The sequence below is a fragment of the Clostridium sp. AF22-10 genome (assembly GCF_003478725.1).
GTDB lineage: Bacteria > Bacillota > Clostridia > Lachnospirales > Lachnospiraceae > Otoolea > Otoolea fessa.
Genome location: NZ_QUFZ01000004.1, coordinates 122,121 through 135,091, shown reverse-complemented (window position 1 = coordinate 135,091; position 12,971 = coordinate 122,121). Strand labels below are relative to the sequence as shown.

12 protein-coding genes are annotated in these 12,971 nt (G+C 46.7%); 11 read left to right on the top strand and 1 reads right to left on the bottom strand.

Translation table 11 applies throughout. The features are described 5' to 3' along the window. The first annotated feature begins 104 nt into the window (after window positions 1-104). The 6 genes from DWX91_RS04335 to DWX91_RS04310 all read left to right on the top strand — a co-directional run bounded on the left by DWX91_RS04335 (window position 105) and on the right by DWX91_RS04310 (window position 7,083). A complete protein-coding gene (locus tag DWX91_RS04335; protein WP_118538367.1) occupies window positions 105-503 on the top strand; it encodes a hypothetical protein in 399 nt (132 codons plus the stop codon). Between the two features lie 223 nt (window positions 504-726). Continuing rightward, window positions 727-1,269, top strand: a complete 543-nt coding sequence (locus DWX91_RS04330; protein ID WP_118538365.1) for a hypothetical protein — start codon at window positions 727-729, stop codon at window positions 1,267-1,269. A gap of 14 nt (window positions 1,270-1,283) precedes the next feature. Next, window positions 1,284-3,341: a YDG domain-containing protein gene (locus DWX91_RS04325; protein ID WP_118538363.1), complete on the top strand. Its 2,058-nt coding sequence runs from the start codon at window positions 1,284-1,286 to the stop codon at window positions 3,339-3,341. Between the two features lie 58 nt (window positions 3,342-3,399). Beyond that, window positions 3,400-3,765: a hypothetical protein gene (locus DWX91_RS04320; protein ID WP_147354384.1), complete on the top strand. Its 366-nt coding sequence runs from the start codon at window positions 3,400-3,402 to the stop codon at window positions 3,763-3,765. Window positions 3,766-4,096: 331 nt separating this feature from the next. Further along, entirely contained in the window at window positions 4,097-5,377 is a 1,281-nt protein-coding gene (locus DWX91_RS04315) for a 2-hydroxyacyl-CoA dehydratase family protein (protein WP_118471954.1), read from the top strand. Further along, a complete protein-coding gene (locus tag DWX91_RS04310; RefSeq protein WP_118471956.1) occupies window positions 5,374-7,083 on the top strand; it encodes an acyl-CoA dehydratase activase in 1,710 nt (569 codons plus the stop codon). Before DWX91_RS04315 ends, DWX91_RS04310 begins: the two co-directional genes overlap by 4 nt. Before the next feature lie 10 nt (window positions 7,084-7,093). On the opposite strand, the gene DWX91_RS04305 is transcribed toward DWX91_RS04310, so the two are convergent. After that, entirely contained in the window at window positions 7,094-7,444 is a 351-nt protein-coding gene (locus tag DWX91_RS04305) for a GyrI-like domain-containing protein (RefSeq protein WP_270497486.1), read from the bottom strand. Between DWX91_RS04305 and DWX91_RS16545 the strand changes: the two genes are divergently transcribed. From DWX91_RS16545 to DWX91_RS04285, 5 genes are all read left to right on the top strand, one after another. Beyond that, window positions 7,424-7,573, top strand: coding sequence for a hypothetical protein (locus tag DWX91_RS16545; RefSeq protein WP_182431260.1), 150 nt, complete (start codon window positions 7,424-7,426; stop codon window positions 7,571-7,573). The two genes, DWX91_RS04305 and DWX91_RS16545, sit on opposite strands and share 21 nt — an antisense overlap. A gap of 595 nt (window positions 7,574-8,168) precedes the next feature. Next, window positions 8,169-9,482, top strand: coding sequence for an ATP-binding protein (locus tag DWX91_RS04300; RefSeq protein ID WP_107001083.1), 1,314 nt, complete (start codon window positions 8,169-8,171; stop codon window positions 9,480-9,482). 135 nt (window positions 9,483-9,617) lie between these two features. Then, a complete protein-coding gene (locus DWX91_RS04295; protein WP_118471962.1) occupies window positions 9,618-9,953 on the top strand; it encodes a pyridoxamine 5'-phosphate oxidase family protein in 336 nt (111 codons plus the stop codon). Window positions 9,954-10,181: 228 nt separating this feature from the next. Further along, window positions 10,182-12,050: a TIGR03960 family B12-binding radical SAM protein gene (locus DWX91_RS04290; RefSeq protein WP_118538427.1), complete on the top strand. Its 1,869-nt coding sequence runs from the start codon at window positions 10,182-10,184 to the stop codon at window positions 12,048-12,050. Window positions 12,051-12,063: 13 nt separating this feature from the next. After that, on the top strand, window positions 12,064-12,870 hold the full coding sequence (locus DWX91_RS04285) for a TIGR03936 family radical SAM-associated protein (protein ID WP_118471964.1): 807 nt from the start codon (window positions 12,064-12,066) through the stop codon (window positions 12,868-12,870). Window positions 12,871-12,971: the final 101 nt, after the last annotated feature.

Here is a 12,971-nt window from a genome sequence, read left to right as displayed (position 1 = left end):
CGGTTTGTTGACATTTTTTGAAAATTGTTTAATAATAACATCATAAGAATTAATCTTCATGGGCGTCAAAAGAGATGAAAGGTAAACAGAGAGGAGATGGGAGAATGAAAGGTATACGAAGGGCGGCAGCGGTGTGTCTGACAATGACATTGGCAGTATCGACATTATTTGGAAATACAGCATGGGCGGATATGCCGCAGAAGACAGAGAAGAAAAAATGTGTCCATGTGCATACCGAGGAGTGCTACGGCGAGCCGGATGAGGAAGCAACCTCGTCCCAGATAGGAGAAGAGCCGACGGAATGTACCCACGTCTGCACTGTAGAAAGCGGATGCATACGGAATACAGCCGCGTCTTCCGGTACGAACGAGGACGATTCTGAAACCGGGCCGGATGATGAAGAAACCAACGATCAGAAGGATTCTGCTAACAAAGCGGAGAATGCACCTTCCGTCAGTACACCATCGGATATGAAGATACGACAGTTCCAGGCGGAACAGTGATACCGGCTGTGAAGTCCAGATCTTCTCCTGGTCCTGGTATGATCCGGAGGAGAATCTGCTGGATGGCAAATTAGAGCTTAGCGGAGTTACCGAGGAAGCCCAGCCATCCTTCGAAGAAGTCACGGAGTACTTACCAGAGGCTATTATTGCCCAGGTCGGAGAAGAAAGCGAAGCTGGTAAAGAGGAAAAACTTCCGATCACTGGCTGGAGCTGTAACGAGTATGTGCAGGATGAAGAAGGCTGCTGGCCCCTGGAAGGCACCTATGAGTTTGCAGCAGAGCTGCCGGAGGCATATGAACTGGCGGAAGATGCAGAGGCGCTGGTGGTGGAAGTGTCTGTGACGGGAGACCAGGCGGCGATGCCTGTGTATGATTATCAAAATGTTGTGTTAAATGTAAATTTTGAAGAAGGGGAACCTCCTAAAGGCCTTGCCTATGATGAGAGTGGGTTTTCTAGTCTTAACAACGACGTAATGAATTTATTGAACGATCGCGGTATAAAGGTTACTAATTCAGGAGAAAATAGCTTTCAATTAAGAATGACGAATGCTACTACCATACAGAACCTTGAGTTAAGCCGGGGAACATGGGAGATAGTATTAAATGGAAGCAATGTATTAAAGGGAAAAGGGAAAGGTTTTTCAGGATGTGGCCTCAGGATTAATGACTATGTGAGCGCGACAATTAAGGCAGAAACAGCATCGGCTTCGTTGACAGTTAAGAATCTCCAACGAAAAGAACAAGTGATGATGCATCCAGCGCAATAGTGGTCGCAGGCAGCTTGACGATAGAGAGTGGAACGATAGAAGCAGCTGCCTATGCGGAACAAAATAGCGATCCAGTTTCAGGAGCTATTGTTGTGCAAAGCAATGGAACTTTAAATATTAGCGGAGGCTCTGTTACTGCTGCGGGAACACACAAGAATGGTGTGTATGTCCGTAGAAATTTCCAGATGACTGGTGGAAGTTTAACGGTAACCGGAAGTGGAAAACCCGGAATTGAGAATGTGGGTAGTTTTGAACTTTCAGGTGGAACAATTTCAACAAATGGTGGACCAGGATTTTTGCAGAGGGGTGGAACTGCAACGATCCAAGCCAAGGAACTGAATACCGATCGATTATACATTAATGGAAATAGTTCTTTCACTGTTGCAAAAGGCGGAAAGGTAACCTCTGGAAGTACGATAATTGATAGTGGCACACTTACCAATGCAGGTGAATTTGTTTTAAACGGTGCATTTGAAAAAGGAAAATACGGAACATTTATCAATAACGGTACAATCAGCGGAACCGGAAGTCTACCCGATGGTGTAAAGCAGATTCCGGATAATATTACAGTTTATAAAGCGGAAATAAGTGCAGATTATTGCGATAATATGTCGATCAATGTTCAAAACCTTGCGGCTATTCAGAAACCGGTTAACGCCGGAAACCTGCAATATGAACTTGTTGAAGATACAGGAAGTGATAAGGGAGTAGGAACGATTGACAAGGAAAGGGGCCAGTTGAGGGTGACCAAGGCTGGTGTATTTAAAATCAAGGTAAATACACAGGCAAGTGGATTCTATAAAGCCGGAGAAAATCCAGTTTATATAACATTGACTGTTAATAAAGCAAAGTTTCCTGATTCCTGGAACTTGACCGTAACGGCTGCCAGCGGTGAATATAGGGGAGCCCAAGGATATCCGGCAGCTGCCATTAGCGCAAGTAGTATTCCTAGTGGTGCAAGATATGAATATCAGCTGAAGAGTACAAATCGTAAGGATGATTTACAAGAAGATCAGTGGAAGTCGGAGTGTCCGAAGATTGTGAATGTAGCAGAGTCTGGTCAGTTTGTATTTGTAAGAGTGACAGTAGATAATTACAAGTCGAAGATATTTTGCTCTGGCAACCAAACAAATATTACAAAACGGAAGTTTACAGATACAAAAGTAACACTTGAACCAGAGACCGTCATTTATAATGGTCAATCCTGGAGCCCGGAGATCAAGGTGGTTGAGAACTGGCAGGGAGCTTCCGAGGATGCAGTGGATAGGGCGGATTATATAATCCAATATTGGACATATTGGACAGGAACTGATAATAGTATAGTTACAGAGCGAAAAGATGCTGGAACATACACCGTTTATCTGTTGGGTCAGAGAAATTATACGAATGAATCGAAACAAGCTATACTTACAATCGACAAGTGTAAATTAAATGCACGGATAACAGGAGACTCTTTCGATAAAGTCTATGATGGAACGACAGATATTAAGGAGGAGCAGAATTTATCCGTTCAGCTTTACAGTGATTCCGGTACTCCTGATTCTCGGGATGTTCGTGCTGACCAGGTGAATTGGGCATATCAGAGTGCGGATGTTGGAGAGCACAATATTGAGGCGGCAAATATTACGTTAGCAGGTGACAATGCAAAGAATTATGAGCTGACAGAAAATAGCACATCTATCAAAGGCAATATCGTAGCACGTGATTTTGCATCCATGACTGTGTCGGCGGATCCGCTTACCTACAATGGTACCGAGCAGAAGCCGCAGATCCATGCATCTGTGGAAATCGGTCTTTCAAATGAGAGTCCGGATGCAGTGGTATTTACTTATTCTAAGAATGGAGTGGATTACCAGAGTGAGATCCCGGGCTTTACAGATGCGGGAACCTATCAGGTATATGTGAAAGCTTCGATGGCCAATTTCAATGATGCTGTAAAAACAGTCAATGTGACGGTTCAGCAAGCGCCTCAAGCTCAGGCAGTCATCAGGCGGCGGAGGAAAAGGCAGCAGTGGAAAAAGCAGCAGTGGAAAAAGCAGCAGCGGAAGTTCCGGCACAGTAACCAAAGATAGCCAGAAAGGCTACCGCAGCGAGGAACAAGGGGTTATCACCGGTGCATCGAATCAGGCAGTGAATGACGGTTACAGCCATTGGATAAAGGATGCCAGAGGCTGGTGGCTCCGCTACAGTGACGGCACCTGGCCTATGGGCAATACCGGTGCATTTCATTGGGAAAAAGTCAACGGCAGATGGTGGGCATTTGGCGCTGAGGGATATCTGAGTACCGGCTGGATCTATGACACCCTGCACCAGGGATGGTTCTATATGGACGAAAACCAGGGTATGCTTACAGGATGGCAGTTCATCAATGGAAAATGGTATTATCTGAATTCGAATCAAGACGGCAGTGCCGGCATCATGTATTCAAAACGCCGGACACCGGATGGCTGGTATGTGAAAGAAGACGGCAGCTGGGATGAAGAAGCGGGAAGATAATAGGTAAAAGAGTTATTTAAAGCGGTTGATCGGGAGGTCAGCCGCTTTTCTTTGCTCATATTGAGGTCTTAAAAATTGAAAAACGGTCACCAGAATTTGTGGGAAATGATAGGCGGTTGTTTGCTCAGTTTTTTGGAATATAGATGATTTTGTCACAGGTGTAAAGCTCTTCTTACCTCTGTTTCGCGTTTCATATCCGATATATTTACAATTCCCATCCAACTGACTATAATAAAGAATGTCCGTTTGCCTGCAACGGCGCGGAACCATATCCATCTGCATCAGGGCGATATGACAGAAAAATGAACTTAAAAGAATGGAAGAAACAACAATGGATGTAATTGGAAAATTTGGAAATAGGGTGAGCAGCCAGGCGCTTAAGGATCCGGAAAAAGCGCGTCGGCTGCTTCTTGCGGGATACCGCCTGCAGGAAAAGAAGCTTCAGTTTTTGCCGGATCGGGGGCTGCCGTCGTCGGGACAGTATGTGGCGCGGGTGGTTATGAAAAATATCATTCAGTCGCTGTCGGAACCGGAGAATGCGGCGATGGTCAGCATATTTGTGCCGGGAGAGCTGGTGATGGCGGCAGGGCTGACGCCGTACTCAGTGGAGGCGATGTCCTGTTTTATGGCGGGAACGAAGTGTGAGCAGACGTTTCTTCGGAAAACGGAGGAAGAAGGATTTCCGGAGACGATGTGTTCGTACCACAGGGTGTTTCTGGGGGCGGCGCTGACGGGGATTCTGCCAAAACCGAACTGCATGATTTATACGAACCTTGCGTGTGATGGAAATATGATGACGTTTCCGTATTTAAAGGATAAATTTGAATGTCCGGGCTTTTATATTGATGTTCCGTATGAGAAAAACCGGGAATCGGTTCTGTATGTGGCGGATCAGCTGCGGAAATTGAAACGGTTTCTGGAGGAGACGACGGACAGACGGATTTCGGAGGAAACAGTGCGGAGTGCGGTAGATAACAGCCGGAAAGCAGCGGCGAATTATAAAAAACAGCTTGCCTTGCGGTGTGCGCATGACCCGGTGACCTCTCTGACGAATGAATTGTATGCGCTTTTTATGTGCCATCTGATGGCTGGCTCAGAGACGGCGGTTACCTATACGGAAAAACTTCTGCGCGATGTGCGGATGTCACCGAGGGGAGATGGTCTTTCGGTAATCTGGATGCACATCATGCCATTTTTACAGGAGCCGGTTAAGGATATTTTTAATTATAGTAAGAAAATGCACATTCGCGCTTGTGATTTTATCGCAGATGGTTTTCAGGAGATGCATGCGGAAGACCCGTATGAGGCGATGGCAGAGAAAATGGTCTATTGCATTTACAATGGCAGTGTGAAACAGAGAGTTGAGGAAGCGGAACGGCTTGCCAGAATCACGGAAGCGGATGGTGCTGTTTTATTTGCCCACTGGGGCTGTAAGGGAACGATCGGTGCATCCAGCCTGATTAAGCAGTCCTTAGAAAAGACAGGACTTCCGACGATGATTCTCGACGGTGACGGCTGCAACCCTGCCAATACAAGCGACGGTCAGGTATCGACGCGGCTTCAGGCGTTTGTGGAAATGCTGGAAAAGGGCAAGGAGGAGAAACACGCATGATTTATTACGTCTGTAAGTACACCCCGATCGAGCTGTTCCGGGGGTTTGGAGAAGAATGTTCTGTTTTGGAGGAAATGCCGGAAAATTTCGAACAGTCGGATCAGATTGCACATGCAAATCTGTGCGGCTTTGGAAAATCGGTCATTCAGGCAGTGCTGGAAGGAAAGGTTGAACAGCTGGTGCTGGTAAACTGCTGCGATTCGATGCGACGCGTTTACGATATCGTGGAGAGCACGGGAAAATGTAAGTTTTTATATATGCTGGATCTGCCGCATGATGATAATGAATGTGAAAAAGTGAAATTTGCGGGCACGATCCGGAGGCTTAAAAAGGCATATGAGGCATATTCCGGGAAAGTGTTTGATAAACGCGCTTTTATCAAGTCCTTTATTACGCCGGAAATGAACACGGAGCCGTACATTGGTGTGCTGGGCGTGCGGGTCAGCGGCATTCTGGAGGATATGATCCGGGACAATATCCAGATGGATGTGGAAAATCTGACCTGTACGGGTGGGCGGAAACTGTCGGTCGTACAGGATGAAATGTGGAATATGGAGGAAGAGGAGCTGTTTCTTTCTTACGCGGACGTCCTGCTGGGACAGATGCCGTGTTTCCGCATGAACCGTTCGATCCGCAGAAACCGTCTGTATCTGGATCCGAATTTAAAGGGAATTATTTATCACACGATCAAGTTCTGTGATTATTATGGATTTGAGTATGCGAGTATCAAGCGGGATATCAAGGTTCCGCTCCTTAAGATTGAGACTGATTTTACGAGCCAGAGCGCGGGGCAGCTTTTGACGCGCATTCAGGCATTTGAGGAGACGATCGAGGGATCAGAGGATATGGATCCGGGAAAAGGTATCAGTGAGGAGGCAAGAAAGAAGATGGAGTCGGGCATTTTTTATGTAGCGGGAATCGACAGCGGTTCGACAAGTACGGATGTGGTCATATTGGATCAGGATGGAAAAATTAAATCGACGATGATTATTCCGACCGGCGGCGGTGCGATGATGAGCGCCGAGAAGAGTCTGGATCTGGCGATTGAGAAAGCGGGAATTAAGAAAGAGGAGATCGTGCGGATCGATACGACCGGATATGGACGATCCTACATTGACAGCGGGGATGACAGCATCACGGAGATTACCTGCCATGCCAAGGGCGCAAATTATCTGAATCCGAATGTCCGCACTATCATCGACATTGGCGGGCAGGATATCAAGGCGATCAGCATCGACGGGCAGGGAGCCGTGAAAAATTTCCTGATGAATGACAAATGTGCCGCCGGAACGGGACGTTTTCTGGAAATGATGGCGAAAACGCTGGGACTTTCCCTGGAGGAAATGAGTGTGAAAGGGCTGGAATGGAAGCATAATATCGTGATTTCCAGCATGTGTACGGTGTTTGCAGAGTCGGAGGTCGTGTCGCTGGTGGCACAGAATAAGGATGTGGCAGATATTATCCACGGTTTAAATGTGTCAGTTGCCTCAAAAGTCGGCGCGTTAGCAGCCCGCCTTGGAAAGGATCATCCAGGCGAATATATGATGACCGGCGGTGTGGCGAAGAACCAGGGTATCATCCAGGCATTGGAAGAGAAGCTTGGTGCTAAACTTTATATCTGTGATGAGGCGCAGCTCTGCGGTGCGCTGGGAGCGGCGCTATTTGCTTATGAGAAATGTAAAGGCAGTGCGGAGGAAACGCGATGAAGCGGCAGGGTTAAAACACTTGTATCGATATTTTCGTCAGATATTCACTGGGAGAGGCTGTGGCCAATTCGTCGATCACAGCCTCTTTATAAGAGTATTTGCCGGTTTTAAACTTGTGTTCATCGATCCAATCAAAGAGTTTTTCGTAGGTGGCTTTCGAGTCATAGTAATTTCCCATTAAGTAAGCAACTGCATAGGTTCCGGCCGGTTTTAAGTGATAGGGGTAATTTTTCGGTTTTGTTATAACTTTTGTGAAAAAATAAGCATAGGTATCCAGATGATTTTTTCGTAAATCTGCCACATCAAGCATGGCACCATAAGGATGACCGGCATTTAGAGCGTGGGCATTGCAGTAACCGATGTGGCGGCAAAGAGCCTGGATGATTTTCTGATGGTCATCTGTATGAATCGGATCGCTGAGAATCAGATATTCTTCCGGTGTCGTCTCGAGAAAAATACGACCGTTTTTATTTTCGGTATGGAAGAATAATTCATCTTCTGTACGTTCTGCCTGTTTCTGATTCAGTGATTCCTGGAGTGATACCAGGGATAATTTTATATGATTGGACTGTAAAGTGAATAAAAATCCAAGAATGCATCTACATTCTGAAATCAGAAATCAAATTAAAACATTATAATCTTCGATGCCTCGTTGGGAAGCCAACGGGGTATTTTTTTACCCAATCAGGCTGTATAGGACACCTCATTTTTGATGTCTTTGGACGGTGCGGGAAGCATACTGATTGGAATCCTTATATCTATGATATAGATTTTTGCAATACAAAAAGACTTTACATATGGCTATAAAAATCAACTGTATTCCAAGCGGAACCTTCCCCCATTTTCTGGAACACGAAAAAGAAGAAACGATTTCGGTCTATCTGGAGGTCGTCAAATGGGCGCTTCTGGAAGAATGAATATGTCCGAAAAAATGTTGGAATTATAATAATATTAATCGAAAAAATGTGATTTATAATAAAATAATGTCCGTAAAAATGCTGTTTAGCAATGGAAATATGCCCTGAAAAGTGTTAAGATAGAATACAGATGCTTTTGGATGTATATGTTGCGCAGGAGGTTTCTTAATGGAAAGAGAGCTGTTTACGAAACTGGAACGATGGATGAATAAAAAGAACAGAAAGCCGCTGATCATACAAGGAGCGCGCCAGGTCGGAAAAACCTGGATTATGAAGGAATTTGGAGCCAGGTTCTATGAAAATACAGTCTATATCAATTTTGATAATAATAAAGCAATGAAGGATGTATTTGACCTAGACTTTGACTTAAAGCGGATCCTTTCTGCAATCAAAATTGAGTACGGAAAGAGTTTTCAGGCTGAAAATACATTGATTATTTTTGATGAGATCCAGGAAGCACCAAAGGCGCTGGCATCTTTAAAATATTTCTATGAGAATGCACCGCAGTATTCTATCATTGCAGCTGGTTCCCTGCTCGGTGTTGCATTACATCAGGGAACATCCTTTCCTGTTGGGAAAGTTGATTTTTTAAAATTATGCCCTATGAGCTTCAATGAATTCATTTTGGCAGTTGGTGAAAAGGGGTTGCATGAAGCGTTGAGGTCCCAAGATTATGAACTGATCAATGCATATGCCGGGAAATATACGGATTTGTTAAAAAAGTATTATTATGTGGGCGGAATGCCAGAAGTAGTCCAGACATATATTGATTCCGATGATCTATTTGAGGTACGTGAGATCCAAAACAATCTTCTGCAGTACTATGAAGAGGATTTTAGCAAACATGCGCCAAAGGAAGTTGTTCCGCGCATCATGATGGTCTGGAATTCGATTCCTTCCCAATTGGCTAAGGAAAATCGTAAGTTTATGTATGGAGCACTACGAGAGGGTGCACGGGCAAAAGATTTTGAACTTGCAATTCAGTGGTTGGAAGATGCAGGGTTAATCCTGAAAAGCTATAGAGTATCAAAGCCAGATATTCCACTGATTGCGTACATGGAAATGAACAGTTTTAAAATGTTCATGTTCGATGTGGGATTGTTAACAGCAAAGGCCGGACTATCAGCAAGACTTCTATTGGAGGGAAGCCGGATCTTTGAAGAATTCAAGGGGGCACTTACGGAACAGTATGTTGCACAGGAGTTACACGCTGCAGGATATCCGCTTTATTATTTTGCAACAGCACGATCAACTGGAGAGATAGATTTTATGTTGCAGGGAGATTTAGACTGCGTTCCGATTGAGGTGAAGGCAGAACAGAATCTCCGTGCCAGGAGTTTGAGGGCATTTTGCGATAAATATAAGCCGGGCATGGCGATTCGTAGCAGTATGTCAAATTATAAGCAGGAAGACTGGCTGACAAATGTTCCGTTATATATGCTTGCGGAATATTTGAAAAGAACAATATATGTGGTAAGCTGATAACAATTTACCTCAAAACCAACGGGGTATTTTTTGTTCTGAATCAGACAATACAGAAGTTCGCGCTAAGCGAACTAATGAAATGGAGGTTCTGGGTCCCTTCACGGCAATGTAGTATGTGCATTAGCTGCCGGAATCGGTGACTATGCGCGATGTACTCTCTTGGAATATAGCTATCACGATGGCCAGTTTTGGATTTTTACAGAAGGCGGCGAGAAGTTCATAGGACTTGAGAGGAATAAAAATGTCAGTCTTGCTGTCTTTGAAAAGCCCCCGGACTTTGGTGCGCTGAAAAGCGTACTGGTCATGGGAACGGCAAAGCTCATCGAGCCGATGTTATTTGAGGTTCCTGGATTTGATGAATATTCGGAAAACTTGATAAAAAGTTCGATGATAGGAGTTCGAAAAATTTCTTTCGGGAAAGAATCTGTTGCGGAAACGCGGGAAATACCGTATAATAATGCGGTCTGATCTGCACCTATGCAACAGATTTGTCCGTAAAAAAATGAAAAATCAGAATTGTGCGTATTTCAGAAACAATTTTTTGCTGTAAGAGTGAAAAAAGTTATGTAAACTGTCTGCAAAAAAATACTTGACAAGAATTTGTGTTTTTACGCTTACGGAGAAGAACAAAAAAAGAACTAAAAAACAGCGATGAACACATCGCAAAAAATGAGAAATGTAGGTAAAAATAATTTTATGAGAAAATTAGCATTAAGTGATGAAATCCTTCTCAAGATCTCCCAGCCGGCGCGTTATATTGGCGGCGAGGTGAATATGGTGAAGAAGGATCCGTCGAAGGTAGCAGTCCGGTTTGCCATGTGCTTTCCGGATGTGTACGAGATCGGTATGTCCCATCTGGGCATCCAGATTCTTTATGATATGTTCAACCGCCGGGATGACGTTTACTGTGAGCGCGTTTATTCCCCGTGGATGGACTTAGATTCGATCATGCGGGAGCAGAAGATTCCGCTGTTTGCTGTTGAAAGCCAGGATCCGATCAAAAATTTTGACTTCCTTGGAATTACAATCCAGTACGAAATGTGCTACACCAATATTTTGCAGGTGCTGGAATTATCACAGATTCCGCTCCATGCAGAAGAGCGTACCGAGGAGGATCCGATCGTTATCGGCGGCGGTCCGTGTACCTACAATCCGGAGCCGATCGCGCCGTTTTTTGATCTCTTCTATATGGGCGAGGGCGAGGTGGTTTATTTTGACCTGATCGACCGCTACAAGGAGATCAAGGCGCGCGGCGGCAGCCGGAAGGAATTTCTGGAGCAGGCGGCGCAGATTCCGGGTATCTATGTGCCGGGATTTTATGATGTGACATACAAAGAGGACGGCACGATCGAGGCGATGACGCCGAACAACCCGCACGCGCCGCAGACCGTTTCCAAGCAGCTTGTCATGGATATGAGCGATACCTGGTATCCGGAGAAGCCGGTGGTTCCGTATCTGCGCGCGACGCAGGACCGTGTGGTTCTCGAGATCATGCGCGGCTGTATCCGCGGATGCCGTTTCTGCCAGGCGGGCATGGTATACCGCCCGGTGCGCGAGCGCAGCCTGGAGGAACTGAAACGTCTGGCGCGGACGATGCTAAAGAGCACCGGACATGAGGAAATTTCGCTGAGTTCGCTGAGCTCTAGTGATTACACGAAGCTGGAGGGAATCGTCAATTTTCTGATCGACGAGTTTGACGGAAAGGGCGTCAATGTGTCCCTGCCGTCCCTGCGTATTGACGCATTTTCCCTCGACGTCATGAGCAAGGTGCAGGACGTGAAGAAGAGCAGCCTGACCTTTGCACCGGAGGCGGGATCTCAGCGTCTGCGTAACGTTATCAACAAGGGTCTGACCGAGGAAAATATTTTAAATGGTTCCGCCGAGGCGTTCAAGGGCGGCTGGAACCGCGTAAAGCTCTACTTCATGCTGGGACTTCCGACCGAGACGGTGGAAGATATGCAGGGCATTGCCGAGCTTTCGGAGAAGGTGGCGGAAGTGTACTATGACACGGTTCCGAAGGAACAGCGCCACGGCAAGGTGCAGGTAACCGCCAGCACCTCGTTCTTTGTGCCGAAGCCGTTTACCCCGTTCCAGTGGGCGCCGATGTGCACGAAAGAGCAGTTCTTAGAGCGTGCAAGCATCGTCAACCACCGCATGAAGGAGATGTTAAATAAGAAGAGTCTCCGCTATAACTGGCATGAGGCGGATGTGACCGTGCTGGAAGGTGTTCTGGCGCGCGGCGACCGCAAGGTGGCAGCTGTGATTGAGGAGGCATACCGTCAGGGTGCAATCTACGATTCCTGGTCCGAGTATTTCAACAATGATATCTGGATGAAGGCGTTTGAGACCTGCGGCGTGGACATTGATTTCTATACGACGCGTGAGCGAAGCCTTGATGAAGTGTTCCCGTGGGATTTTATCGACGCGGGTGTGACGAAGGATTTCTTGAAACGCGAGTGGGCGAACGCACAGGCGGAAACGGTAACGCCGAACTGCCGGATGCGCTGTTCGGGATGTGGTGTCCGTAAGTACGGCGGCGGAGTCTGTTTCGAAGAACGGGCATGAGGAAGGAGCGGTCATGAAGATACGAATTAAATTTCAAAAACAGGGAACGGTGCGTTTTATCGGTCATCTGGACGTGATGCGTTACTTCCAGAAGGTGATGCGCCGGGCGGAAGTGGATATCCGTTATAGCGAAGGATTCAGCCCGCACCAGATCATGTCGTTTGCGTCTCCGCTCAGCGTGGGGCTTATCAGCCATGCGGAGTATGTGGATATTGATGTCAATTCCAGCGGAAATTCGACCGGGATGGTGCGCCGCTTAAATGAGGTCAGCGCCGAGGGGCTGGAGGTGCTCAGCTACCGCGAGCTTCCGGAGACGGCAAAGAATGCGATGTCGCTGGTGGCAGCTGCTGATTACACATTCTGGTTTAAAGAGGGATTTGCACCGGAGGACGGCAGCAGTGTAGAAGAATTTTTCGGGAAATTCCTGACATTCTGCAAAAACGAGACAATTCCGTTTGTGAAGCAGACGAAAAAGGGCGAGAGAACCGTGGATCTGCGTCCGCTGATCTGTGAGGCGCGAATCGCGGAGCGGAAAGAGTATGTTCCGGCGATGGTCGCAGACTGGTATCCGGATCTGGAAAATGAGACGGTTGAGGAGGAAAAACAGGCAGAAGGAATCTGTGTCTTCCTGCGCCTCTTATCGGGCAGTGCGGCAAACGGAAAGCCGGAGCAGGTATTGCAGGCATTCTATGAGAGCCTGGGGCTGACCTACCGCCCGTTTGCCATTCAGGTCGAGCGCGAGGAGCTGTATGCGGACGAGGGCGCCGAGGGCGCACCGGAGTATGTGCCGCTTGAGGCGTATGGAAGCGAGATTGTGTAAATGCTTCAATGTTCATTAAGAGATGAAATGCGAAGCGCCAGCAAAATCCGGCTGCAGGTAGCGCAAAGTGTGAACGGCAGCAAAAAATGAGAGGAGACGAA